Genomic DNA, 24300 nt, shown 5'->3' on the forward strand with positions numbered 1-24300 from the left:
CGGGGCGCGGCCCCCGGCGGGCCCGGCGGCCCGGGCGGCCCCGGCCAGGCCCGGGGCCCGGCTGCTCCGCCCGGCCCCCGGGGCCCCGCCCCGGCGGCCGCGCTGGTCGGGGCGCTGGTCGCCGCCCCGGCCGCGGTCCCGCGCCCAGCGGGCCAGCTGGCTGACGCGCTGCACGACGAACTGGGTGTCCAGGATGCCCAGCAGACCCGCGAGATGGACGGCCGACTCGTGCTGGATGGAGCTGTTCTTGATGCCCGCGACGACCGGCGCTGCCTCGTCCAGGGCGGCGGCGCGGCCCACCGCCGTGTCGAGGTTGTGGCGGGCGACGATCTGCCGGATGGCGAACTCGAAGAGCTGGGTGCGGCTCTCGACCAGCTCCTTGACCGCGTCGTCGCCGTGCGCGAGCCGCAGCTCGCACGGGTCCATCCCGCCCGGGGTGATGGCGATGTAGGTCTCGGCGGCGAACTTCTGGTCGTCCTCGAAGGCGCGCAGGGCGGCCTTCTGGCCCGCCGCGTCGCCGTCGAAGGTGAAGACGACCTCCGCGCCGGAGTTGTCCATCAGCAGCCGCCGGAGGATCTTGATGTGGTCGCCGCCGAAGGAGGTGCCGCAGGTGGCGATGGCGGTGGTGACACCGGCCAGATGGCAGGCCATGACGTCGGTGTACCCCTCGACGACCACGGCGCGGCTGGTCTTGGCGATGTCCTTCTTGGCGAGGTCGATCCCGTACAGGACGTGGGACTTCTTGTAGAGCGGGGTTTCGGGGGTGTTGAGGTACTTGGGGCCGTTGTCGTCGTCGCGGAGCTTGCGGGCGCCGAAGCCGACGACCTCGCCGGTGATGTCGCGGATGGGCCACATCAGGCGGCCGCGGAAGCGGTCGATGGGGTTGCGGCGGCTCTCCTGGGCGAGGCCGGAGGTGAGGAGCTCCTGGTCGGTGAAGCCGCGGCCGCGCAGGAAGCGGACGAGGTGGTCCCAGCCGGCCGGGCTGTAGCCGACGCCGAAGTGCTGGGCGGCGGCCTGGTCGAAGCCGCGCTCGGCGAGGAACTTGCGGCCGATCTCCGCCTCGGGGCCGTCCAGCTGCTCGACGTAGAACTGCGCGGCCGCCCGGTGCGCCTCGACCAGGCGGGTGCGCTCGCCCTGCTGGCGGCCGGGGGTGGCGCTGCCCTGCTCGTACCGCAGGGTGATCCCGGCCTGGGAGGCGAGCCGCTCGATCGTCTCGGCGAAGGAGAGGTGGTCGATCTTCATGACGAAGTCGACGGTGTCGCCGCCCTCCTGGCAGCCGAAGCAGTAGTACAGCCCCTTGCTGGGGCTGATCTGGAAGGACGGTGACTTCTCGTCGTGAAAGGGGCAGAGCCCCTTGAGATTGCCACCGCCCGCGTTCCGCAGCTGGAGATATTCGGATACGACGGCGTCGATCGGGACCGCGTCCCGCACCGCCTTTACGTCGTCATCGTTGATCCGGCCTGCCACGCGTGAATTCTACGGCCGGGGTCCGACACCGGTGTCCGTCCCGGGTCGGGCCCCGGCGCGCTGGGGAGTCCTACGGCAGCAGGGAGCCGAGCGGGACGGACGGGTCGGCGAGGGCGCCGGGGTCGGGCCGGGCGCCGGTGCGGATGAGCCGCTGGATGGGCTCGGTGACGTCCCACACGTTCACGTTCATACCCGCGAGCAGGCGGCCGTCGCTCAGCCAGAAGGCGACGAACTGCCGCTTGCCGACATCGCCGCGGATCAGGACCTGGTCGTACGAGCCGGGCGGCGCGTAGCCGGAGTACTCCAGGCCGACGTCGTACTGGTCGGAGAAGAAGTACGGCACCCGGTCGTACGAGACGTCCTGGCCGAGCATGGCGCGGGCGGCGGCCGGGCCGCCGTTCAGCGCGTTGGCCCAGTGCTCGACGCGCAGCCGGGCGCCGGGCGGGAGGGCGGTGCGCGCCGGGGTGCCTTCGAGGAAGGCGAGCGGGGCGGAGGCGGCGTCGCCCGTGGCGAAGATGTCCGGGTCGCTGGTGCGCAGCGCGGCGTCGACGGCGATGCCGCCGCCCGCCGCCCGGTCCACCACGTCCAGCCCGGCGGCCTCGGCGAGGGCGGTGCGCGGGGCGGCGCCGATGGCGGCCAGCACGCTGTGGCAGGGGTGCTCCTCGCCGTCGTCGGTGAGGGCGGCGAGGACCATGCCGTCCTGGCCGGTGATCTCGGTGAGCGTGGCGCCGAAGTGGAAGCGGACGCCGTGCTCGCTGTGCAGGTCGGCGAAGAGGGCGCCCAGCTCGGGGCCGAGGACGGAGTGGAGCGGGGTCGGCTCGGGCTCGACGATGGTCACCTCGGCGCCGTAACCGCGGGCGGCGGCCGCGACCTCCAGGCCGATCCAGCCCGCGCCCGCGATGACCAGCTGTCCGTTGTCGCGGCCGAGGGTGGTGAGGACGCCCTTCAGCCGCTCGGCATGGGCGAGGCGGCGCAGGTGGTGCACCCCGGCCAGGCCGGTGCCGGGGATGTCCAGGCGGCGCGGCTCGGCGCCGGTGGCCAGCAGCAGCCGGTCGTAGTGGATCCGGGTGCCGTCGCCGAGGGTCACGGCCTTGGCGGCGCGGTCCAGGTGGGTGGCGGGCTGGCCGAGGTGGAGTTCGATGTCGGCCTGGGCGTACCAGCCGGGTTCGTGGACGAAGACGCTGTCGCGCTCCTGGCTGCCGGTGAGGAAGCCCTTGGACAGCGGCGGACGCTCGTAGGGGTGGTCGCGCTCGTCACAGATCAGGATCACCCGGCCGGTGAACCCCTCCGAACGGAGGGTTTCGGCGGCTTTCGCCCCGGCCAGGCCCCCTCCGACGATGACGAACGTCTGGTGTGCGTCGACCACTTGTTTTCCTCCTCGCTGCCGGGCGGTGCCTCTGCGTTTGCTTCTACCCCGGTCGCGTCGACCAGTCGCATCGGCCGGAGCCTTGGCCAAGAGAAGCCTCCGGGGAGCCTGCCGCACCAAGCGGAGCGGGGGAAGGGGGCCGTGCGGAGTGGCGGGAACGGGACGTGGGGGGGCGGGCGGGGTGGCCCGTGGTCCTACGGGGTCATACGTGGCGTACCGAGCGCGGGACCGTCAGGCGGGCGTGGAGGGAGCGGGCCGAGGCGTCCGTCAGGGCGGCGATCTGGTCCACGATCGCGCGCAGCCGCCCCGTGTCGTCGCCCGCCGCGTCGGCCGCGTCGAACAGGGCGCGGAACTGCGGGTCGAGCCCGTCCGGGGCGCGGGCGATCAGCGCCTCGCCGAGTTCGGCGATCACGACGCGCTGGTCGGCGCGGACCAGCTCCTGATCGGCGCGCTGGATGACGTAACGGTCGGCCACCGCCTTGAGCACCGCGCACTCCAGCCGGGCCGCGCGCGGCACCACCAGCTCGGCGCGGTACCGGGTGAACCGGCCCGTGCCGTACGCCGCCCGGGTGGCGGCCTCGGCGGCGAGGCAGAACCGGCCGATCAGCTGGCTCGTGGCGTCCTTGAGGCGGGCTTGGGCGACGGACGTGCCGTCGTAGCCGTGCGGCCACCACTCCTGGTCGAGCAGCCGGTCCAGCGCCTCGGCCAGCTCCTCCGCCTCGGCGCCCGGCGCGTAACGGGCGGCGGCGACCGCGAACACCTCGCGCCGCTCGGGCTCGGCGAGCAGGCTGTTCGGGTCGAGATGGCCCGCGTGCAGACCGTCCTCGACGTCGTGCACCGAATACGCCACGTCGTCCGCCCAGTCCATGACCTGGGCCTCGAACGGGGTACGCCGCTCGGGCGCGCCGCGCCGGAACCAGGCGAACACCGGGAGGTCGTCCTCGTACACCCCGAACTTCGGCGAGTCCGGGTCGCGGGGGTGACCGCCGCGCGGCCAGGGGTATTTGGTCGCCGCGTCCAGGGCCGCCCGGGTGAGGTTGAGGCCGACGCTGACCGGTTCGCCGGTCTCCGCGTCGGGGACGAACCGCTTCGGTTCGAGCCGGGCCAGCAGCCGCAGCGACTGGGCGTTCCCCTCGAAGCCGCCGCAGTCGCGGGCCACCTCGTTGAGGGCCTGCTCGCCGTTGTGACCGAAGGGCGGGTGGCCGAGGTCATGGGCGAGACAGGCCATCTCCACCAGATCCGGATCGCAGCCCAGGGCGGCCCCCAGCTCCCGGCCCACCTGGGCGCATTCGAGGGAGTGGGTCAGGCGGGTGCGGGGCGTGGCGTCCCACGCCGGGGTGCGGGCCGTGCCGCCGAGGTCCGCGTCGGTGGCCGGGGCGGCGGGCACGACCTGCGTCTTCCCGGCCAGCCTGCGCAGCGCGGCCGAGTGCAGCACCCGGGCCCGGTCCCGCTGGAACGCGGTCCGGCCGGGCCGCTTGTCGGGCTCCTGGACCCAGCGCTCCAGGTCCGCCGCGTCATAGCCGGGGGTCGTTGGTGCGGTGGTGCGGTGGGCGGTGCGATCTGTCGTACGACCTGCTCTGCGGCTCATACACCGACAGTAACCGCCCGGTCCGACAGCGGAGCACCGGCGAGCGCCTGTGCGTACCGGTGGAGCACCAGCCGGGCGACGGCCGGGTGGGCGCCGAGCGGGGCCGCCGCGATGCCGGGAGCGGCGTCCGCGCACTGGGTGGCGAAGCGGCCGGGGGCGGTGAAGTACGAGGCCACGGCGATGTCGCGGGGGTGGCCGTGTCGGGTGGGCGTGAGGGTGCGTACGGCGTCGGCCACCGTGGGGGCGGCGGCGGAGGCGTACGCCGGGACGACCGGCACGCCGCCGAGCCGGGTGCTGAGCAGGGCGGCCGTGGCGGCGGCGTCGGCGGCCGCGTCGGGGTCGCGGGAACCGGCGGCGGCGAGGACGACGGCCTGGATGGTCTTCGGGTGCTGGTGGGCGGCCTCGTTCAGGCGCGCGTGCAGGGCCTCGGCGAGGAGGGGGTGGGGGCCGAGGGGTGCGGCGATGCGCGTGGTGAGGTGGCCGGCCCTCGCGGCCGCCTCCGGAAGGTCCACCTTGACGTGATGGCCACGGCCGAGCAGCAGCGGTACGAGGACGGCTTCGCCGCGGAGTGTCTCGAGGGTGTCCGCGAGGAGCGGTCGGTTCAGCTCGATGTGCCCGAGCCGTACGGGTACGTCGGGCCGCAGGGCCCGGACCGCGTTCACGAGCGCCGTCACGGTGCGTAGCGCCGCCGGGTCCCGGCTGCCGTGCGCCACGGCGACCAGCGTCGGGGGACGCGCGCCGGTGGGGCGGCCGGAGGGGCGGGGGCGGAGCAACGCTGTCATGACGCGACTGTGGCAGGGGTGTGTTGCGCCGTCGTTGCGCGGCCGTGACGGGTGATTGCGGCGACTTCACGGCGGGGTGCGGGGCTGGGTGCGGTGCTGAGGAGCGGGGTTCGGGAGCGGGTGCGTGCGGCCCCGCCCCCTCCCGTCGTACGGCGGCCGGCCGGGGGTCAGTGGTGCCAGGCTTGGCCGTTGGTGTTGTGGATCATGCGCTGGAGGACCTTCAGGGTGGCCACGTAGTCCTCGTCGGGGATGCCGTCGTGGATGCGCCCCCGCATCGTCACCTGGTGTTCCGCCGCCCGGGCCTGGAGTGCGCGGCCCTCGGGGGTCAGGTGGAGGCGTTCGGCGGTGGTGGTCAGCAGGCCGCGCTCCAGGAGGGCGTCGATCTCGGGTTCCAGGGCGGTGCCCACGTCCAGATAGCCCTGGAGGACGGCCCGCACCTCGGCGCGGGTGCGGCCGTCCTCGCCGCCGTCGTGGACCTGGTTCAGCACCCACCACTGGGGCTGGCTGAGGCCGAATCGCGAGATCCCTTCGCGGATGTAGGTGACGACCGCCTTGGAGGCGGCCCAGCTCCAGTAGCCGATGGGCTGGCGGATCAGTTCGTCGTCGCTGTGTGAGTACTCCATGCGGACGAACGTAGAAGTTGAACCAAGGTTGAGGTCAAGACGCGTCGAGTTCCTTCAGGTACGCCGCGCGTGTCTCCTCGTCCAGGAAGGAGGCCCGGAAGGAGTTGCGGGCCAGGGTGCGCAGCGTCGCCTGGTCGAGCCCGAGGGCGTCCCGTACGGCGGTGAAGTTGTCCTCCGCGTAGCCGCCGAAGTAGGAGGGGTCGTCGGAGTTGACGGTCACCAGCAGGCCGGCGTCGAGCATCGCGGGGAGGGGGTGGTCGGCGAGGTGGTCGACGACGCGGAGGCGGACATTGGAGAGGGGGCAGACGGTCAGCGGCACCTGGTCGGCGACCAGCCGCGCGACCAGGGTGTCGTCCTCCAGGCAGCGGACGCCGTGGTCGACGCGGTCGACGCCGAGGATGTCCAGCGCCTCCCAGACGTACGCGGGCGGACCCTCCTCGCCCGCGTGCGCGACGCACTTCAGCCCGGCCTCCCGCGCCAGCGCGTACACCTCACGGAACTTCGACGGCGGGTGGCCGACCTCGGCCGAGTCGAGGCCGACGGCGGTGATCCGGTCGAGGTAGGGGCGGGCGGATTCGAAGGTGGCCAGCGCCGATTCGGCGCTCTCGTCCCGCAGGAAGCACATGATCAGGCGGGTGGTGATGCCGTGGGTGCGGGGCGCGGCGTCGAGGGCGCGGGTGAGGCCGCGGATGACGGTGCCGATGTCGACGCCGCGGGCGGTGTGGGCCTGGGGGTCGAAGAAGATCTCGGCGTGCCGGACGCCCTGCTCGCGGGCGCGGGCGAGGTAGGCGTTGGTGAGGTCGGCGAAGTCGTCCTCGGTGCGGAGGACGGTCATGAGGGCGTAGTAGAGGTTGAGGAAGTCCTGGAGGTCGGTGAAGGAGTACGCGGCGCGCAGCTCGTCCTGGGTGGCGTAGGGCAGCTCGATGCCGTTGCGCTCGGCGAGCGCGAAGGCGAGTTCGGGCTCCAGGGTGCCCTCGATGTGGAGGTGGAGTTCGGCTTTGGGGAGCGGCGGCACGGCTGGGATCACCTGCTGGTTTCGCTGGTACGGGACGACTCCCCAAGGCTATGCGGAGTGGGGCACATCGCTCGTTCGGGGTAATGCGAACGGATAACGGATACGGGTCACGCACCGTCGCTACGGTGAGGCCGAGAGTACGCTCCGTAGCAGATGGAGGATGCGGTGACCGCGATATTGGAGCGGCCGATGACCACAGATGCACCGGACGCCGGGGAGCCCCTGAAGGGGTTCGACGATCTGCTCCGGACCACGGAGGAACTGGATACCCCGGACGGCTTCAAGGCCGAGCTCATCAGGGGGAAGATCGTCGTGTCGCCGTGGTCGGGGCTGCAGTACCTGTGGCCGATGCGGGAACTTCGGCTGCGGCTGGAACCCCATGCCCCCAAGGGGCATATCGCGGAGACGTCGCCCTTCCTCTTCACCTTCCCGTCCGCCGAGCGGGCGTTCGGCCCAGATCTTTTCGTCGCGGCCGGCAGCGCTTTCCGGGGCGTTCAGGGACGACATGCCGACAGTGAGGCGCTGTCCCTCGTCGCCGAGTTGACCTCCGCCTCCACGCGCGACGTCGACTGGCGGGAGAAGCTCGAGGTCTACGGCCGCCATGTGCCGGTGTATCTCGTGCTCGACATGCAGGCCGAGGAGGTCACTGCCTTCTGGGACCCGTCGGACCACGGCTACCGGGCCCACATGACTGTCCCCTTCGGCAAGCGGCTGCCCATCCCCGCTCCGTTCGACTTCGAGTTGGAGACGGACATCTTCCTGACCTCCGAGGAGCCCGAAGAGGACGACGCCGCCGAATAGCCCGGCGCAACCGCCGCGCCCCTTGGTCGCGTCACACAGCGCGATGGTGCTGGTGGGGCCAAGGGGAGGCGGGCATGTTCGGGTGGGTACGGCGGCGGTTGCCGCGGACGCGGCGGGGGTGGCGGCGGGCGTTCCAGGTCGCCGTGCTCGTCAGCGTGCTGGCGCTGCTGCCCGCGACCTGGCTGCGGCTGAGCACCGACGGGCGGGTGGGTACGGCGGCCGGGGGCGCGCCCTCGGCGCCGGTGGGAGTGGTGTTCGGGGCGGGGCTGTGGGACGGGGAGCCGTCGCCGTATCTGGCGCACCGGCTGGACGCGGCCGTCACGCTGTACCGGGACGGGAAGATACGGGCGCTGCTGGTCACCGGGGACAACAGCCGCGACGACTACGACGAGCCGAACGCGATGCGCGCCTATCTGGTGAAGCGGGGCGTGCCGGACCGGCGGATCGTCCGTGACTTCGCGGGCTTCGACACCTGGGACTCGTGCAGCCGGGCCCGGCGCGTGTTCGGGGTGCACCGGGCGGTGCTGGTGAGCCAGGGGTTCCACATCCGCCGGGCGGTGGCGCTGTGCGGGGCGGCGGGGATCGACGCGTACGGGGTCGCGGTGGACGAGCCGCACGACGCGACGTGGGGCTTCGGCGGGCTGCGGGAGACCGTGGCGGCGGGCAAGGCGGCGCTCGACGCCACGTTCCGGCCCGACCCGCACTTTCTGGGGCCACGGGAGCGGGGTATCAGCGATGCGTTGGCGGATGGCGGATAACAGGTTGTGGATAACAGGTAGCGGGTAGCAGGTAGTGGGTAACAGATTTTGTTTTCTGTTAGTCGATTGTCGTTTCCGCTACCACCCACGCCAGATAGTCCTCGCTACCCTGTGTGATCGGCGTCGCGATCACTTCCGGCGTCTCGTAGTCGTGCGCCTCGCGGATGTGCGCCTCCAGCTCGTCGTACCGCGCGGCGGTCGTCTTGAACAGCACCTGCCACTCGGCGGCGGTCTCGACGACGTCCTGCCACCGGTAGACGGAGGTCACCGGCTGGCTGATCTGCGCGCAGGCCGCCAGCCGGGCCTCCACGGCGCCGCGCGCCAGCGCCTCCGCCTTCTCGGGGGTGTCGGTGGTCGTCAGGACGGTCAGGTAGTCGGCCACGGCTGCCTCTCTCCACGTCGCCGGGTGGTGTTTCGCGGGGTGCGAACTGGCGCGCATCACGCTAGCCGGTGACGATTGAGGGAACCCGGTGACCATCAGAGCAGGCCGATCGAGGGGCACTCATGGATGACCTCACCGCGCTCGCGCGCCACCATCTGGACCAGGCGAAGGCCGATCCGCACGGGCGCAGCGCACATCTGTTCCTGCACGACGGGCCGCTGCGGCAAAGCGTGATCGCGATGGTCTCCGGTTGTGAGCTGGACGAGCACAACGCTCCCCCGGCGGCGAGTCTGCACGTGCTGCACGGTCATGTGCGGCTGACCGGGAGCGGGGTGCGGACGGATCTGATCGCCGGGCAGGTGGAGCGCATCCCGCATGAGCGGCACGGACTGCTCGCACTGGAGGACTCGGTGGTGCTGCTGACCGCCGTGACCGCCACGGTGGGCTGTCCCACCCCCACCCAGGACGCGGCGACCGCCTGAGGGGCCCGCGGCCCGGGAGCGCGCCGCCCCGGCGTCGTACCGCGCTGGCGCCGGGGCGGGGACAGGGCCCCGGTGCGCTGCACGTCGCACCGGGGCTCATCGTGCGGTCAGCCGATGACCGGGGCCAGGTCGATGCGGTCGAGGTTCGGGGCGTACGCGCCCGGGTTGGCGAAGGTGACCGTATTGGCGCCCTTGGCGAGGTCGACGGGGACGGCCAGGGTCCAGTAGTCGTCCCAGCTCCAGGTGTTCTTGAACATCACGCGCCGGGGCTTCCCCTGGCCGATCGTGATGTCCGCGCCGCGCGAGACGATGTCGGTGTTGTACGCGTGGCCGTTGTCGCGCCGCTCGTTGTTGGCGTAGCGGACCGCCATCAGGTAGCGGCCGGCGGAAGGGGCCCGGACGGTGAGGGTGGCGGTGTTGGACGCGCCGTTGCCGAGCCAGCCGACGTAGGCGCCGCCCGAGGCGTGCGCGCCGGACTCGGACTTGGCGGTGCCGGACAGTGCGCCGCTCTCCGCCTCGTAGGCGCTGACGCCCGCCGTGTCGTCGCCCGTGCCCGTGACGTCCAGGGAGCTGAGCCGGACGGGGGCGGGTCCGGCCGGGGTGGCGGTGACGCGGTTGTTGCCTGCGGTCAGGAAGAGCCGCTGGGAGGTGGCCGTGGTCGCCCCGTGTGCGGTGAGCTTGAGCGGGCCGCCGGTCGCGCGCGGGGCCACCGTGTAGTAGCCCTCGCGGGGTGCGTAGACGTCGAAGACGGCGCCGTCCCGGCCGTCCAGGACCAGCGCGCCGGTGCCGGTGCCGCTCGCCGAGCGGTAGTCGTAGGACGGGCTGCCGGTGGTGTCCGCGAGCGTGGCCTCGTACGCGGCGGAGGGCTTGGTGGCGGCCGTGAGGTCGATGCGGTCGAGGGTCACCTCGGCGGTGTCATGGACCAGGGCGATCTCGTGGCGGCCCGCGGAGAGCCGGAGGGTGGTGTTCTCAAGGCCCCGGTAGGTCCAGTTCTCGGTGGAGGGGTAGGTGACGGTGCGGGCCGCGCCGCCGTCGACCGTGAGGCGCTGGGTGGCGGGGCCGCCGCTGTGGTTGCCGTAGAGGACGCCCAGGTCGTAGTCGCCGGAGCGGGGCACGTCCACGGTGAAGGCGACCTTGCTGGTGTCCTGGTTGAGGGAGCCGACGTCCTTGGTGCCGGAGGCGGCGTAGCCGTTGGCGTCGGAGACGGTGCCCTGGGTGTAGACCGTGCCCGCCGTGATCGCCGCGTCCTCCGCCTCGTACGCCGCGTGCCACGGCGCCCGCACGGGCCGCGGGGCACCGCTGCCCGCCGGGGTGAGCACGATCCGGTACGCGGACATCCGGTCCATCGTGGTGAGCGGCACCGTGACCGAGCCGTCGCGCCCGACCGTCAGCTTCGTCCGGGCGAGGGTGCGGGGGGCGGCGTGCGCGCCCTCGTAGCCGGACCAGGCGGCCTCCGAGACGGTGGCGGTGACCTGGCGGCCGAAGACCTTCGGGTCGACGTGGCCGATCGTCACGTCGGCGTCGCCCGCCGCCCCGCCGAGCAGCACCTGCGCCTGGCGTTTGGCGGTGTCGTAGGAGGCGAGCCCCTGGAGGGTGTCGACGGCGTTGGCGGTGGGCGGGGTGACCTTGACGGTCCGGCCGCTCATGGTGGCGTACCAGCGGAAGAACCACCACGCGCCGTTGGGGATGGAGGACTGGGCGACGCTGCCGGAGAGGTTGCCCGCGGCGTCCCAGTACGCCTGGTCGGCGTAGACCTTGTTGCGCTCGAACATGGAGACCCACTGGACGAGTTGCCCGGGGACGGACAGGTCGCGGCGGTTGGCGTACTCGTCGATGTTGACCGGGCGCGGGGTGATCCCCGCGCGCTTCTCCAGGGCGCGGTAGTCGTCGTAGTGGCTCTGGAAGTCGCGCAGGGAGTCCGGCCCCAGCTCATGCCAGGTGGTGACCTCGGGCAGCACCTTCTCCTTCTTCGCCCAAGTCAGGAAGTCGCCCATCAGGCGGGAGTGGTACGAGGACTCGTTCGGGCCCGCGATGCGGGCGTCCGGGTCGATGGCGCGGATGCGGTCGTGGACGGTCTTCCAGTCGCGGAAGAAGCGGTCGCGGTTCTTCTCGTACGTGGCCTGGTCGGCGACGCCGAGCTTGTACCAGATCTGGTCGGGCTCGTTGAACGGGACGTAGACGAAGTGCTCGCTGCCGGGGGCGTCGGCGATGTCGCGCACGACCTTGTCGACCTTGGTGAGGTAGTCGTCGATGCCCAGGTCCTCGTACGGCCACTTCGCGTAGATGTCCTGCATCATCACCAGGACGTCGCCGCCGCCGTTGCGGAAGAAGGACTTCGAGACGGTGACGGCGTCGCCGTTCGGGTGCTGGGCGCCGCCCTCCGGTTTCTGGCTGACGGTGCTGATCTTGAGCGGGGCGAGGGCGGCGTCGGTCGGCACGCCGTCGTCGCTCAGGCCGTACAGCGAGCCGTTGGCGCCGTGCAGGACGGGGCCCTCGGGGGCGGCGAGGTCGACGGCGAGGTTCTGGGCGGCTGTCGGGGACTTCGGTGCGGCCGTGGGGGTGTCGGCGCCGGCGGGGACGGCCGCCGTGAGGAGCGCGGCGGCGAGGGCGGTGGCGGTGGTGGCCGTTCGTATCCGGTATCCGGCGGATCTGCCGGTCCTGCCGGACCTCCTGGGCCTGCTGGACGTGCTCATGCGCGGGGGACCTCCGAGGGTGGGTTCGGCGGTGACGGATCCGGCGGTGGGCCGGAGCTTTCGCGGACGATCAGCAGCGGTACGGAGACGGGGCGCGGCGCGACCGGTTCGGCGTCCTCCAGCAGCCCGTACAACCGGCCGAAGGCGGCCCGGCCCAGGCCCGTGAAGTCGAGCCGTACCGTCGTCAGGGCGGGGGTGAGGAACGCGGAGTGCGGGGCGTCGTCGAAACCGGCCACGCTCACCTCGCCCGGGATCGCCCGGCCCGCCTCGTGCAGCGCCCGGATCACCCCGAGGGCGAGGTCGTCGTTGCCGCACAGGACCGCGGTGACGGACGGGTCGCGGGCCAGCCGCCGCCCCGCCCGGTAGCCGCCCGCCGGGTCCCAGCTTCCGGCCAGTGGGCGCGGCTCCGGCGCCCCGGCCGCGCGCAGCGCGTCCCGCCAGCCCGCGGTGCGCTGGCCGGTGCGGCGGGTGCTGGAGGGGATGGCGACGTAGTGCACCGTCTCGTGGCCGAGGTCCAGCAGGTGGCGGGTGACGGTGCGGGCCGCCGCGCGGTCGTCCGTCCACACCCAGGGGCGGTGCCCGGCGGGCGGCCGGGTGGGGGTCTCGACAACGCCCACGACCGGGAGTTCGGCGGGCACGGCGGCCAGTGCCCGGACCCCGGCGGTGTCGTACGCCATTACGATCAGCCCTCCGCCGGTGTCGGCGGCCCGCCGCACCTCGGCCCGTACGTCGGCCACGGTGTCGGACTCCAGGACGCCGATGGCGACGGTGTAACCGGCGGCGCGGGCCGCCTCCTCGACGCCCCGGAGGGTGGCGGCGTAGCCGTAGTGCGTGGTGTTGGCGGTCAGCACGGTGACCGATCGGGTCCGTCCGCTGGCCAGGGCGAGCGCGGTGGCGCTGCGGCGGAAGCCGAGGGTCTGGATGGCGGCGAGGACGCGTTCGCGGGTGGCCGGTCTGACGCTCGGATGGTCGTTGATCACCCGGGAGACGGTCTGGTAGGAGACGCCAGCGGCGGTGGCGACATCGCGGATGCCGGGCCGCTTGCCGCCTCTTGTGTGACCGGTCACATGCACGCCAGGATTGTGACCGGTCACACAGGAGGCGTCAAGGGACGCGTCGCGGGCGCGGATGCGCGCCAAGTGGCCGCCGACGGAAGGGGCGTGGCGTGCGGGAGACGTTCACCTGGGGCCATGCGGCGCTCACGGCCGCGTTCGCGACCGGGCCGGACGGGGTGCTCCGGCTGATGCGGCTGGGGCCACCGGGCGAGGCCGCTCCGCCGGAGGCCGCCGCACCACTGCCGGTGGTGGAGGTGCTGGCGCTCGGCTACGGCAGCGAGTGGTCGGGGCAGCGCGGCATCGAGACGGCGCTCGGCGCGCGGCTGCGCTACCGCGGCCATCGGACCGGAACGGACCAAGGCGAGAGGGGCGAACGCGACTGGCACCGGCTGACGCTGGACCTCCACGACCCCGGCTCCGGCCTCACCGCCGGGGTCCGCCTCTCCTCCCCCGACGGCCTGCCGGTGCTGCGCTCCGAGGTCCGGCTGACCAACGAGGGCACCGGCCCGCTCGTCGTCCAGGCCGTCCCCGGCCTCGTTCTCGGCGGCCTCCCCTCCCCCGACGCCCTCGACGTGCACTGGGCGCGCAACGAGTGGCTGGCCGAGTGCCGTTGGGCCGCCGTACCGCTGCGCGACCGGGTCGTGGACCTGTCGCGGAGCGCTCACGGCCGCGACAGCCGCGCCGCCCTCGTCCTGGGCGGTGTCGGCAGCTGGCCCACCGATGGCCATCTGCCGATGGGCGCCCTGACCGAGCGCGCCACCGGCCGGGCCTGGCTCTGGCAGATCGAGTCGCCGGTGGGGTGGCGGTGGGAGACCGGGGAGCGGGCCCACGGGACGTACGTGGCGCTCGGCGGCCCGACCGACGCCGAGCACCAGTGGCGGATGCGGCTCGAACCCGGCGCGTCGTTCACCACCGTCCCCGCTGCCCTCGCGCTCGCCGGCCGGGGCGGTTTCGACGCGGCGATGGCCCACCTCACCGCGTACCGCCGGGCCGTCCGGCGCCCGCATCCCGACCACTCCGCCCTGCCCGTCGTGTTCAACGACTACATGAACACCCTGATGGGCGACCCCACCACCGAGCGGCTGCTGCCCCTGATCGACGCCGCCGCCCGGGCCGGGGCCGAGTACTTCTGCATCGACGCGGGCTGGTACGACGACACCGGCGCCTGGTGGGACGGCGTCGGCGCCTGGCAGCCCTCCACCCGCCGCTTCCCCGGCGGGCTTCAGGCCGTCCTCGACCGCATCCGCTCCCTCGGCATGGTCCCCGGGCTGTGGCTGGAGCCCGAAGTCGTCGGCGTCCGCAGTCCGGTGGCCGCCGAGCTGCCGGACGACGCCTTCTTCCAGCGCGACGGCGTACGCCTCACCGAAGACGGCCGCCACCACCTCGACCTGCGCCACCCCGCCGCCCGCCGCCACCTCGACACGGCCATCGACCGCATCGTCGGCGACTGGGGCGTCGGCTACCTCAAGCTCGACTACAACATCAGCATTGCCCCGGGCACGGACTGGGATCCGGAACACGGCCACGCCGCCCCCGGCGCCGGCCTGCTCGCCCACGCCCGCGCCCACCAGAGCTGGCTGGCCGCCGTGCTCGACCGCCACCCCGCACTCGTCATCGAGAACTGCGCCTCGGGCGGCATGCGCATGGACGGCTCCTCGCTCGCCCTCACCCAGCTCCAGTCCACCAGCGACCAGCAGGACCCGCTCCGCTACCCGCCCATCGCCGCCGCCGCGCCGACCGCGGTGCCGCCGGAGCAGGGCGCGGTGTGGGCGTACCCGCAGCCCGGTTTCACCGACGACGAGATCCGCTTCACCCTGACCGGTGCGCTGCTGGGCCGGGTCCACCTCTCGGGCCACCTCGACCGGATGGCACCGGCCCAACTGGACCTCGTACGCGACGCCCTCGCGGCGTACCGGCAGATCCGCCCCGACCTGCCCTCGGCCGTCCCCTTCTGGCCGCTGGGGCTGCCGGGCTGGGAGGACGCGTGGGTGGCGCTGGGGCTGCGCACCGGTGGCGACCGGTCCGGACGGACGTACGTGGCCCTCTGGCGCCGGGGCGGCCAGGCGCCCGAACGGGCCCTGCCACTGCCCCACTTGGCGGGCCGTGCGCTGCGTATCGACCACCTCCACCCGGCCGCCGCTTCGGGTACGACGTGGTCCCCGGACCGCGCCGAACTCACCGTCGCGCTCCCCCACACCCCCGCGGCGCTCCTGCTCCGTCTGACCGCCGCCGAGGACGACGGCCAGGGGGAGCCTTGTGGAAGCAACCGGACTTATACGTAAGGGAGTTACTATCGCGGCATGTCTTCCGTTCTCCTTGTGGGCCTCGATCCGCGGCTGGCGCCCGGCGCGGACGCGGCCGCCGTTTCCTCCCTCATCGACACCGACATGGCCCGCCTGCGCGAGCGCGGCGTCGACACCGCCACGGCGCTCGTCCCGCTCGACGAGTCCACCGAGTCCACGCTCGCCGGCGCGCTGGCCGAACGCCCCTGGGACGTCGTCGTGATCGGAGGCGGCATCCGTAAGCCGGCGCAGCTCGTGACGCTGTTCGAGAAGGTCGTGAACCTGGTGCGGCAGCACGCGCCCCAGGCGGCGATCGCGTTCAACACCAACCCCGGCGACAGCGCGGAGGCCGCGCTGCGCTGGCTGTGAGGGTGCCGCCGGTCAGGCGGCGGGGCGCCGCAGGGCGCGCAGCACTTCGGCGTCGCTCGCCGGGCGCGCGGTGCGCAGCATGCGGCGCAGCTCGTCCCGGTCGGCCGGGCCGCTCGTGCCGTACGCGGTCACCGTGAGCAGCATCCCGTCGCGGTGCGCCGACAGCACCATCTCGACGCCCCCGCCGCCGAGGTGCCGGGTCATCTCGGTGATGCCGTCGCCGCCCCGCCCGCTGTCGCGGGTCACCATGAACGCCACGTCGGCCGCGCTCGGGACGTACGGGAGGTAGTGGACCCGGAAGCCGTCGACCGTCAGATTGCCGTTGCCCTCGTCCACGCGGTATCCGGCGGGCGCGTCGGGCAGCAGCAGCTCCTGGCGGGCCAGCGAGGTGCCGGACATCAGGCCCCGCATCTCCCTCTCCTGCTGGGACTTGTGGGTGACGGCCGTGCCGTACGCCACCACCCCGAGCACCGCCACTCCGGAGATCAGGCGCACCGTGACCCCCGCGATGAACAGCGCCGCCACCAGCGCGTACGGCACCCCGCACAGCGCGGCGCGCTGTGCGGGCCCGCCCACGTGCAGCGCACCGGAGCGCCAGGCCCCGATGCCCGCCGCGAGCCCGACCGTGCCGCCGAGGAACACCGTCATGGCCCAGCCGAGCCGTCCGCCCGCCGTGCGGCACGGCCGCACCACATGGCCCACCGGCGCCACGCCGACCGCGAGCACGCTGACCATGGCGGCCGCGCCGATCGCGACCGCCGGCAACCGGTCGACGTCGAGTCCGAGCCCGTGACCGAAGCCGATGCGGTAGGTGCGCGGCACCACCAGTGCCCCGGCCGCCCACACCAGCCCCAGATACAGGGCGAGATGCGTCCATCGTTTCCCCGTGGCCTTCACGCCTCGATCATGTCAGGGCGTCTCCCCCGAGGACCTGAGCACCCCTCCCTACGTCAGTCACCACCGCCGCCCCCGCCGCCACCGCAGGAGTGGTGGCCGCCGCCGGTGTCGTGGTCGTGGCCCGGCTCCCGGTCGTCGAGGGTTTCGCCCAGGCGGATCAGACGGTGGCCGAGGCCGGGCGTCGGCGTCAGCTCCTCGCTGACGTTGCGCCGCAGCGCGCCGTCCGGCAGCGCGGCGGGGCCCTCGAAGACGTACGCGGGATACGACCCGCTCCGCTCGGCCGCCTCCAGACACCGCCTGCCCGCGCGAGTGAGGCGGTAGCGCCAGGGGGTGATCAGGCCGGAGGAGATCATGCGGCGCTCGATCTCCTCCACTTCGGGCCCGGCCTCCATGGCGCCGAGCAGGGAGCGCACGCTGCGGGAGCGGCGTCGGCACAGGGCGAGGACCGCGCGCTCGACGGGGTGGGTGTGGGGGTGGGCGTCCGCCGCGTCGACGGTACGCACGCGGGATGCGCGGATCCGCACGGCGCCGCGCTCGTGCAGCGCGACGAGGGCGGCTTCCACCGCGCGCTGCGGCCCACCGGTCAGATAGGCGAGGTCGTAGAGATCCGGCGTCCGCGGTGCGGGATCGGTGGTGCGCCGGAAAATGAGCCTCATCGGAATGCCCCCTTCCACCCCAACTGATTCCTTGTCGTCAGTTTTGTCCGGGCGATGAGGTGACGAACCGTGATCGCGCCCGTTCAGAGGGAGATTTGAGGTTGACCACACCGATCCTGGATTTGCCTAAAACCATTAGGCAAATCCATAATCACTTATGCCCAAACGACGACAGACCGAGCTGACCACCCCCATCACCCCTGAACTCCTGTGCGGCGCCCTCGATCTGGAGCGCACCGCGCACGGGCTGCTGCCGCACCGGCTGCCCGCCCGGGCCCGCGCGCAGTGCGCCGATGGGCAGTTGGCCATGGCGGAGGCTCAACCCTCCGGCGTACGGCTGGTGTTCCGTACCCGGGCCACCGCCGTCGAGCTGGACGCGCTCCGCACCAAGATGGCCTACCGGGGTGCTCCGCCCCGCCCCGACGGCGTGTACGACCTGCGCATCGACGGCCGCCTGGCGGGGCGGGCCAGTGTGACCGGCGGCAACGTCCGGACGGCGGACATGACCACCGGCTCGGTGGAGACCACACCGGGTCCGGTCGGCACCGTACGGTTCTCCGGGCTGCCCGACCGCCTGAAGGACGTCGAGATCTGGCTGCCGTACAACGAGATCACCGAGCTGGTCGCCCTGCGCACCGACGCGGCCGTCGAGGCCGTGCCGGACGGGGGCCGCAAGGTGTGGCTGCACCACGGCAGTTCCCTCAGCCATGGCTCCGACGCCGAGAGCCCCAGCACGACCTGGCCCGCGCTGGCCGCCTCGCTCGGCGGCGTGGAGCTGATCAACCTCGGACTGGGCGGCAGCGCCCTGCTGGACCCGTTCACCGCCCGCGCGATGCGGGACACTCCGGCGGATCTGATCAGCGTCAAGATCGGCCTCAATCTGGTCAACGCCGATCTGATGCGGCTGCGCGCCTTCGGCCCGGCGGTGCACGGCTTCCTCGACACCCTCCGCGAGGGGCATCCGGCCACGCCGCTGCTGGTCGTCTCCCCCACGTACTGCCCCATCCACGAGGACACCCCCGGCCCGAGCCTCCCGGACTTCTCCCGGCTCAGCGAGGGGAGGCTCCAGTTCCGGGCCGCGGGCGACCCCGCGGAGCGGGCGGCCGGGAAGCTGACGCTCACCGTCGTACGGGACGAACTGGCCCGCATCGTGCGGCAGCGGGCCGCCGACGATCCGCATCTGCACTACCTCGACGGACGCGACCTCTACGGCGAGGCCGACTTCGCCGAGCTGCCGCTGCCCGACCAGCTGCACCCGGACGCGGCCGCCCACCGCCGCATCGGCGAACGCTTCGCCGACGCGGCGTTCGGCACCGGCGGCCCGTTCACCGCCGCGCTCAAGTGAGGACGGCGAACACGCCCCGGCCCTCGCCGCCGTCGGGCAGCTGCCAGGCGGCGGTGACATGGCCCTGAGCCTCGGGCGCCTGCCCGGCCGGTTCGAGGACGCGCGTCACGTCGAGGGTCAGCCGCCCCTCCGCCACCGCGAGGCGGGTGCCGTCCGGCCCGTTGGTGACGGACGCGGCGCCCACCGCGTCCGGAACGTCGGCCGCCTGGACGGTGACGGACGGGTCGGGGGTGTCGGACACGCTCTGCATCTGCGGCTCGGCGCGGCCCTGGAGGAGGGCGAACAGCTGGGCGACGAGGACCGGGTCATGGGTCCCGTCGTACACCCACCGCCGCCCCAGCACCCCGTGCTCCGACGTGCCGATCAGGGCCTGTTCGGCCCCGCCGAGCGGGGCGGCGCGGTAGCTGAGCGGCAGGTGATACCAGACGGGGCGGTCCCCGGAGTCGTCCCTGACCACCATGAACTCGATCCCCACCGCGCCCTGCGGGTCATCGAGCCGGAAGCCCCCGACCCTGGAAAGCTCCGGCTCGCGGCCCGCCCCGACGTACCACGGCTGGCGGGGAAGCCAGGGCGTCAGCAGCTCCAGCTTGGTGGGGCGCATGGTTGTTTTGTGGATGACAGACATGCCTCGTGAACCCTCCTCGCCCGCGCGGTGTTCCCTCCGGCGACATCCGGCCGGTCACCCACCGATGGCTGAAGTCGCCCCATGACCTGGAGCGAGGAGGAGTACGTCGCGTATCTGCACGACGAGCGGCGCCGCTACGCGTGGGTCATGCGCCGGTACGGCGGCCTCGCACGGGCTCAGGCCTGGGAGGCCGCCCGGGGGCATTACCCCTACGAGCCACGCGACGAGCCCTGTCGCGGGCTCGTCTTCCACGACGAGGCCTGGCACTGGGCGATGCTGACGCTCCACGGGCATCGGTACCCGGTGGAGCGCCCCGAGCTGGCCGAGCCTTCAGCCGAGTACCTGGCGCTCGACTGAGATCTCCTCACCGGTGCGGCGCGGCCGGAGAGGCCGGTGCGGCGCCGGGGGTGGCGCCGATGAGCAGGGCGACCAGTCGCTCGGTCTGTTCACGGGGGTCCGGCCCGCCTGCCCAGCTGGTCATGAGGAGATGGTGGACGGTTCCGACGAGGGCGAGGGCGACCGAGGCGGTGTCGGTGCCGTCCGGGAGGCGTCCGAGCCGCCGTTCGGCGTCCAGGTACGTGGTGATCGCGTTCTGGATCGCGGTGAAGCCCGGTGCGCCGGCCTCCAGGGCCCGGCGAATCCGGAGGGAGGCGGCGGGGCGGCTCATGGCCAGGCCGACGACGGCCGGGCCCAGGGAGTTCAGGAGTGCGAGCGCGACCGTGACGAGGTTGTCCGCCACGGTGGCCTGGCCCGCTCGCGCGGGGAGCCCACCGGCCTGTCGTGCGGTGCGGGCGAACCGATCCAGGACCAGCTCGGCGGCGAACTCGTCCAGGCCGTCGAAATGCGCGTGCAGCAGCCCCTTGGCGCAGCCCGCCTCGCCGGTGATGGCTCTGCTGGTCAGAGCGGCCGGGCCCTCGCGGGCCAGGACCCGCTCCGCGGCGTCGAACAGCCGCTCGCGAAGGTCGGGGATCGCTACTCCACGCGGGGACATGGGCCTCTCCAGGGATGGGGCGTACGGCATCGCGGCCCGCTCCGGCGCATAACCGATCGCCGGTATGGGCGCTTGCCCATACAGTATGGGCAAGCGCCCATACTAAGGCGAAGCACCACGTCCCGCAGGAGGCCCCGAACATGCGACACATCGTCAACGCCGACCAGGCTCAGGCCTGGAACGGGTACGAGGGCGAACACTGGGCCCAGAACCAGGATCGGTGGGACGCCGTGAACGACGGCTTCAACGAACCCCTGCTCGCCGCCGCCGCGATCCGGGAGCACGACCGCGTCCTGGACATCGGCTGCGGGACCGGGCGCACCACCCGCCAGGCCGCACGCCGAGCCCGCAACGGCCAGGCTCTGGGCCTGGATCTGTCGGCACCCATGCTGGCGTGCGCCCGCGAGACCGCGCGGCGCGAAGACGTCCCCGGCGTGTTCTTCGAACAAGGAGACGCCCAGACCTACGCCTTCGAGCCAGGAGCGTTCGACGTCGCCATCAGCCGCTTCGGGGTGATGTTCTTCGCCGACCCCGTCGCCGCGTTCACCAACATCCGGCGCGCCTTACGGCCCGGCGGCCGCGCGGCGTACATCTGCGCGGCCGGGGCCGAAGGCAACGACTGGCTCCAGGCCATCGCGGCACTGCGCGGCATCCTGCCCGTCGGAGAGTTCGGCGCACCGGGAAGCCCGGGAATGTTCGCCCTGGCGGACCCGGACCGCACCGGCGCGATCCTGTCCGCCGCCGGCTTCGAGCACATCGAGGCCGTGCGCGTGGACGCCTACGGGACGTGGGGGCGGGACGCAGCCGACGCGGCCGCCTTCCTGCTGGCCTCCGGCCCGGGGCGCCATCTGACCAGCCAGGCCGGACCGGAGACCCGGGACCGCGCCCACCAGGCGCTCACGGACCTTCTCCGCCCCCACGAGGAGGACCGCGCGGTGCGACTGCGCACCCCTGCCTGGCTGGTCACCGCCAACCGCCCGAAGTCACCGGTCCCGGTTCAGGACAGCCACTGGTCGTAGCCCAGCTTGACCACCAGGGAGACCACGACCAGCACCAGGATGCCGCGGACGAAGCCGCTGCCCCGCTTCAGGGCCATGCGCGCGCCCACCATGCCGCCCGCCAGGTTGAAACAGGCCAGGAGCGCGGCCAGGCGCCACAGCACCGTGCCCTGGGAGCCGAAGGTGACCAGGGCGCCCACGTTCGTGCAGACGTTGACGACCTTCGCGGTGGCCGAGGACGTCACCAGGTCCGTCCCCAGCGTCGCGGCCAGGGCGATGACCAGGAAGGTGCCGGTGCCCGGGCCGATCAGGCCGTCGTAGAAGCCGATGCCGAGGCCCACGCCCAGCACCGCGGCGAGCACGCGGTGGCGGGACAGCGGGCCGGTGAGGGCGGGGGCGGTGCCGAACGCGGGGCGGAGGAGGACGAACGCGAGAACCGCCAGCAGGACGACCATGATGAGCGGGCGCAGGACGGCGCCGTCGATGCCGGAGGCGAGGGAGGCACCGGCCAGGGAGCCGAGGGCGGCCGCGACACCGATGCGTACGGCGATCCGGACGTCCACCGGGGCCTTGCGGGTGTACGTGACGGCGGCGCCCGCCGTGCCGCAGATGGCGATCGCCTTGTTGGTGCCGAGGATGTACGTGGGCTGGAAGCCCGGCAGCCCGACCAGCAGGGCGGGGAGCAGCAGCAGTCCCCCGCCTCCCACCACGGCGTCGATCCAGCCGGCCGCCCCGGCGGCCAGACAGAGCAGGAGCAACGTCATCAGCGGTATGTCAGGCATGGTCAGGAGCCTATGAGCCGCGTCCGGCGGGTCCGGCGGGAGGGCTGTCCGGGAGGTCCGATGGCGCCGCGTTTACCGCATGTTCGGGCCGCTGTGAAGGCGTGATCCGTCACGGGTGAGAGTTTGGCAACTACCAGACGCAACTGATCAGTTGATGAGTAGTATCTGCCCGGTTCATGGCCGTGTCCCGGATGGAGGTGTCCTAGGTGCTATCGGGGACGGTGGCCGTCATCGTGGCCTTGTCCGTCGTTGTGGTGCTGGTGTCGCTCCTGGGGCTGATGTGGGTCTCCGGACTGCGCGGAGCCCTCGCCCGGGCCCGGGCGGCGACGGAGCGGGAACGGGCCGTCGCCGAGCAGGAACGCGCGACCGCCGAGCGGGAGCGGGCGCGCGCCGCCGAGCGCGCCGAGGAGATCGCCCGGCTGGCGGCCGTACGGGCGGAGCTGGACGAGGCGGCCCGCCGGGAGCGGATGCTGCGCGACTCCGTCCAGGCGTCGTTCGAGTCCGTGGCCCGGAACATGCACGCCATGTCGACCGTGCAGCAGCAGGTGCTCGACGGCCTGGAGCAGCACGTGGCCGACGCGCGGCTGATGGCCGAGGTGATGAAGGCCGACCACGCCGCCGCGCAGATGACCCGCAAGGCGCAGACCCTGCTGGTGATGTGCGGGATCTGGCCCGCCCGGCGGGAGACCCGGCCGGTGACGCTCTTCGACTGCGTGCGCGGCGCCCAGTCGCGGATCGTGGAGTTCGGGCGGGTGGAGGTGCACGGCGGGCAGACGCTGTACGCGGTGGCACCGGCCGTCGAAGGACTGATGCACGCGGTCGCCGAACTGCTCGAGAACGCGACGGTGTTCTCCCCGTCCCGCACCCAGGTGGCCGTCTCCGTCCGGGAGGTGGCGGCGGGCGCGGTCATCGAGATCGACGACGCGGGGCTCGGCATGCCGCCGGACGTCCTGGAACAGGCCACCGGACAGCTGCGCGAGGGACTGGATCTGGCCCAGCTGGGAGCGGTCCCACGGCTGGGGCTCGCCTGTGTGGGGCGCTGGTCGCGGGAGCTGGGCTTCGGCGTCGAGCTGTCGACCGCCTCGGCGTACGGCGGGACCCGGGTCGTGGTCTTCGTACCGCACCGGCTGCTGACCGAGCCGGTGGACAGCGCCCCGGAGACGGACGCCGAGCCGGTGGTCATCGAGCCGGTGATGGCGGCGCCCGCCGACGCGGACCCGGCGGCCACGGCGGGCGGCGGCGGCCTTCCGCAGCGCCGCAACCGGCGCCGTACGACCCCGCGTACGACCCCGCCCGCGCCCCCGCGTACGGCCGCCCCGGGCGCCGATGACGTCCGGCAAGCCGTCGCGGACGCCGGCCCGTGGACCCCCGAGGCCGCCCGGGCCTCGATCGCGAGCGTGGTGTCCGGCACCCGCCGCGGGCGGGCCGAGGCCGCGGACGCCGATCGGGTGCGCGTTCCCGATCACGACCGGGGCCGGGACCGGGACGGGGACGGGGACGGGGACCGAGAAAATCACGAAGACCGAGAAGGAGGCCGGTAGTGGCCGGAACCATATCCAGGCTGCCCGACGTTGGATGGATGCTGCGTCCTTTGACCCGGATTCCGGGGGTGCGGCACGCCGTCGTCGTCTCGGAGGACGGTCTGCGCATGGGGCACGGCTCCGCCGAGGGACTGACGGGAGAGGTCTCCGAACTGGGCGTCGCCGAGGCCGAGTCGCTGGCCGCGGCCTGCGCGGCGCTGACGGTGACCAGCCAGTCCACGGTGTCGCTGCTCTTCGGCGAGGAGGCGGGGGTGAGACAGCTGATGATCGAGTCGGACGGCGGCTTCGTACTGTTCACCTCGGCCGGTCAGGGCGCCTCGTTGGGAGTGGCCACCGGCACGGAGGCGGATGTCGGCCTGGTGGCCCAGCAGATGCAGGTGCTGGTGGCGAGAATCGGCGCCCATCTGAGCAGCCGGCCACGGGAGCAGACCAGCGCGCCATGACCGAGCCCGGGGAGGAACGAACCACCGCCGCGGTGCGCCCGTACGTGATCACACGCGGGCGTGCGGGTTCCTCACGGGATGCTCTGCCGCTGGAGACGCTGGTGCAGGCCTCCGGAAGCGCCCTGCCCCCGACCCTTCAGCCCGAGTACCGGCGGATCGTCCGCCGCTGTCAGGGGCTGCTGTCGGTGGCGGAGGTCGCCGCTCACCTCGGTCAGCCACCGGCCGTGGTGCAGGTGCTGCTCGCCGATCTCATCGACTGGGGGCACATCGTGGCGCGCCCGCCCATCCGGGTGGCCGAGCGCGCCGATATGGACTTGCTGAGGAAGGTGCTCGATGGGCTTGAAAGCAAGCTCTGAGAT

At 73.1% G+C, this 24300-nt stretch carries 25 protein-coding genes; 11 read left to right on the top strand and 14 right to left on the bottom strand.

Annotation, left to right across the window (positions count from 1 at the left end; translation table 11 throughout):
• From dnaG to ABZ562_RS19475, 6 genes are all read right to left on the bottom strand, one after another.
• On the bottom strand, positions 1-1467 hold a 1467-nt coding region (gene dnaG / locus ABZ562_RS19450), incomplete at its 3' end, for a DNA primase (protein WP_361480836.1).
• Between the two features lie 70 nt (positions 1468-1537).
• Positions 1538-2833 (bottom strand): FAD-dependent oxidoreductase, encoded by a 1296-nt coding sequence (locus tag ABZ562_RS19455; RefSeq protein WP_361480839.1) that lies wholly within the window; start codon positions 2831-2833, stop codon positions 1538-1540.
• Between the two features lie 202 nt (positions 2834-3035).
• Positions 3036-4421 carry a deoxyguanosinetriphosphate triphosphohydrolase gene (locus ABZ562_RS19460; RefSeq protein ID WP_361480842.1) on the bottom strand — a complete coding sequence of 462 codons (1386 nt, stop codon included), beginning with the start codon at positions 4419-4421 and terminating at the stop codon, positions 3036-3038.
• On the bottom strand, positions 4418-5203 hold the full coding sequence (locus ABZ562_RS19465; protein WP_361480845.1) for a sirohydrochlorin chelatase: 786 nt from the start codon (positions 5201-5203) through the stop codon (positions 4418-4420). The genes ABZ562_RS19460 and ABZ562_RS19465 overlap by 4 nt, the downstream gene beginning before the upstream one ends.
• Positions 5204-5370: 167 nt before the next feature.
• The gene (locus ABZ562_RS19470) at positions 5371-5826 is read right to left on the bottom strand and encodes a MarR family winged helix-turn-helix transcriptional regulator (RefSeq protein WP_361480848.1); all 456 of its coding nucleotides are present in this window, start codon (positions 5824-5826) and stop codon (positions 5371-5373) included.
• Between the two features lie 34 nt (positions 5827-5860).
• Complete coding sequence (locus tag ABZ562_RS19475) at positions 5861-6841, bottom strand: adenosine deaminase (protein ID WP_361480851.1); 981 nt, start codon at positions 6839-6841, stop codon at positions 5861-5863.
• Between the two features lie 189 nt (positions 6842-7030).
• On the opposite strand from ABZ562_RS19475, the gene ABZ562_RS19480 reads away from it, so the two are divergent.
• Together ABZ562_RS19480 and ABZ562_RS19485 are read left to right on the top strand one after the other, a co-directional pair.
• Entirely contained in the window at positions 7031-7642 is a 612-nt protein-coding gene (locus ABZ562_RS19480) for a Uma2 family endonuclease (RefSeq protein WP_361480854.1), read from the top strand.
• A gap of 74 nt (positions 7643-7716) precedes the next feature.
• On the top strand, positions 7717-8400 hold the full coding sequence (locus ABZ562_RS19485; protein ID WP_361480856.1) for an ElyC/SanA/YdcF family protein: 684 nt from the start codon (positions 7717-7719) through the stop codon (positions 8398-8400).
• Between the two features lie 58 nt (positions 8401-8458).
• On the opposite strand, the gene cutA is transcribed toward ABZ562_RS19485, so the two are convergent.
• Positions 8459-8782, bottom strand: coding sequence for a divalent-cation tolerance protein CutA (cutA, locus tag ABZ562_RS19490; RefSeq protein WP_361480859.1), 324 nt, complete (start codon positions 8780-8782; stop codon positions 8459-8461).
• A gap of 122 nt (positions 8783-8904) precedes the next feature.
• On the opposite strand from cutA, the gene ABZ562_RS19495 reads away from it, so the two are divergent.
• Complete coding sequence (locus tag ABZ562_RS19495; RefSeq protein ID WP_361480862.1) at positions 8905-9264, top strand: cupin; 360 nt, start codon at positions 8905-8907, stop codon at positions 9262-9264.
• 107 nt (positions 9265-9371) lie between these two features.
• Here the strand turns inward: ABZ562_RS19495 and ABZ562_RS19500 are convergent, their stop codons facing one another.
• The gene (locus ABZ562_RS19500) at positions 9372-11957 is read right to left on the bottom strand and encodes a CBM35 domain-containing protein (protein WP_361480865.1); all 2586 of its coding nucleotides are present in this window, start codon (positions 11955-11957) and stop codon (positions 9372-9374) included.
• Positions 11954-13030, bottom strand: a complete 1077-nt coding sequence (locus tag ABZ562_RS19505) for a LacI family DNA-binding transcriptional regulator (RefSeq protein ID WP_361480868.1) — start codon at positions 13028-13030, stop codon at positions 11954-11956. Before ABZ562_RS19505 ends, ABZ562_RS19500 begins: the two co-directional genes overlap by 4 nt.
• Before the next feature lie 92 nt (positions 13031-13122).
• Between ABZ562_RS19505 and ABZ562_RS19510 the strand changes: the two genes are divergently transcribed.
• A complete protein-coding gene (locus ABZ562_RS19510; protein ID WP_361480871.1) occupies positions 13123-15294 on the top strand; it encodes an alpha-galactosidase in 2172 nt (723 codons plus the stop codon).
• 18 nt (positions 15295-15312) lie between these two features.
• Complete coding sequence (locus ABZ562_RS19515; RefSeq protein WP_361480874.1) at positions 15313-15663, top strand: hypothetical protein; 351 nt, start codon at positions 15313-15315, stop codon at positions 15661-15663.
• Positions 15664-15675: 12 nt separating this feature from the next.
• Here ABZ562_RS19515 and ABZ562_RS19520 read toward each other — a convergent pair whose 3' ends face one another.
• The gene (locus ABZ562_RS19520) at positions 15676-16560 is read right to left on the bottom strand and encodes a hypothetical protein (RefSeq protein WP_361480876.1); all 885 of its coding nucleotides are present in this window, start codon (positions 16558-16560) and stop codon (positions 15676-15678) included.
• A gap of 53 nt (positions 16561-16613) precedes the next feature.
• Positions 16614-17216 carry a TIGR04222 domain-containing membrane protein gene (locus tag ABZ562_RS19525; protein WP_361480879.1) on the bottom strand — a complete coding sequence of 201 codons (603 nt, stop codon included), beginning with the start codon at positions 17214-17216 and terminating at the stop codon, positions 16614-16616.
• 157 nt (positions 17217-17373) lie between these two features.
• On the opposite strand from ABZ562_RS19525, the gene ABZ562_RS19530 reads away from it, so the two are divergent.
• On the top strand, positions 17374-18561 hold the full coding sequence (locus ABZ562_RS19530; protein WP_361480882.1) for a GDSL-type esterase/lipase family protein: 1188 nt from the start codon (positions 17374-17376) through the stop codon (positions 18559-18561).
• On the opposite strand, the gene ABZ562_RS19535 is transcribed toward ABZ562_RS19530, so the two are convergent.
• Positions 18554-19186: a 1,4-alpha-glucan branching protein gene (locus ABZ562_RS19535; RefSeq protein ID WP_361480885.1), complete on the bottom strand. Its 633-nt coding sequence runs from the start codon at positions 19184-19186 to the stop codon at positions 18554-18556. The two genes, ABZ562_RS19530 and ABZ562_RS19535, sit on opposite strands and share 8 nt — an antisense overlap.
• 81 nt (positions 19187-19267) lie before the next feature.
• Between ABZ562_RS19535 and ABZ562_RS19540 the strand changes: the two genes are divergently transcribed.
• Positions 19268-19543 (top strand): hypothetical protein, encoded by a 276-nt coding sequence (locus ABZ562_RS19540; protein WP_361480888.1) that lies wholly within the window; start codon positions 19268-19270, stop codon positions 19541-19543.
• Positions 19544-19550: 7 nt separating this feature from the next.
• Here the strand turns inward: ABZ562_RS19540 and ABZ562_RS19545 are convergent, their stop codons facing one another.
• Positions 19551-20177 carry a TetR family transcriptional regulator gene (locus tag ABZ562_RS19545; protein WP_361480891.1) on the bottom strand — a complete coding sequence of 209 codons (627 nt, stop codon included), beginning with the start codon at positions 20175-20177 and terminating at the stop codon, positions 19551-19553.
• A gap of 140 nt (positions 20178-20317) precedes the next feature.
• Here ABZ562_RS19545 and ABZ562_RS19550 point away from each other — a divergent pair, with 140 nt between their 5' ends.
• Positions 20318-21196, top strand: coding sequence for a class I SAM-dependent methyltransferase (locus tag ABZ562_RS19550; RefSeq protein ID WP_361480894.1), 879 nt, complete (start codon positions 20318-20320; stop codon positions 21194-21196).
• Here the strand turns inward: ABZ562_RS19550 and ABZ562_RS19555 are convergent.
• On the bottom strand, positions 21175-21957 hold the full coding sequence (locus ABZ562_RS19555; protein WP_361480897.1) for a sulfite exporter TauE/SafE family protein: 783 nt from the start codon (positions 21955-21957) through the stop codon (positions 21175-21177). The genes ABZ562_RS19550 and ABZ562_RS19555 overlap by 22 nt on opposite strands.
• A 206-nt stretch (positions 21958-22163) precedes the next feature.
• Here ABZ562_RS19555 and ABZ562_RS19560 point away from each other — a divergent pair, with 206 nt between their 5' ends.
• Genes ABZ562_RS19560 through ABZ562_RS19570 form a run of 3 tightly spaced genes read left to right on the top strand, consistent with a single transcriptional unit; the run spans position 22164 to position 24297 of the window.
• On the top strand, positions 22164-23498 hold the full coding sequence (locus ABZ562_RS19560) for an ATP-binding protein (protein WP_361480900.1): 1335 nt from the start codon (positions 22164-22166) through the stop codon (positions 23496-23498).
• On the top strand, positions 23498-23941 hold the full coding sequence (locus ABZ562_RS19565) for a roadblock/LC7 domain-containing protein (RefSeq protein ID WP_361480903.1): 444 nt from the start codon (positions 23498-23500) through the stop codon (positions 23939-23941). The genes ABZ562_RS19560 and ABZ562_RS19565 overlap by 1 nt, the downstream gene beginning before the upstream one ends.
• Complete coding sequence (locus ABZ562_RS19570) at positions 23938-24297, top strand: DUF742 domain-containing protein (RefSeq protein ID WP_361480906.1); 360 nt, start codon at positions 23938-23940, stop codon at positions 24295-24297. The genes ABZ562_RS19565 and ABZ562_RS19570 overlap by 4 nt, the downstream gene beginning before the upstream one ends.
• Positions 24298-24300: the final 3 nt, after the last annotated feature.

It is taken from the genome of Streptomyces sp. NPDC019937, assembly GCF_040631655.1.
Taxonomy (GTDB): domain Bacteria; phylum Actinomycetota; class Actinomycetes; order Streptomycetales; family Streptomycetaceae; genus Streptomyces.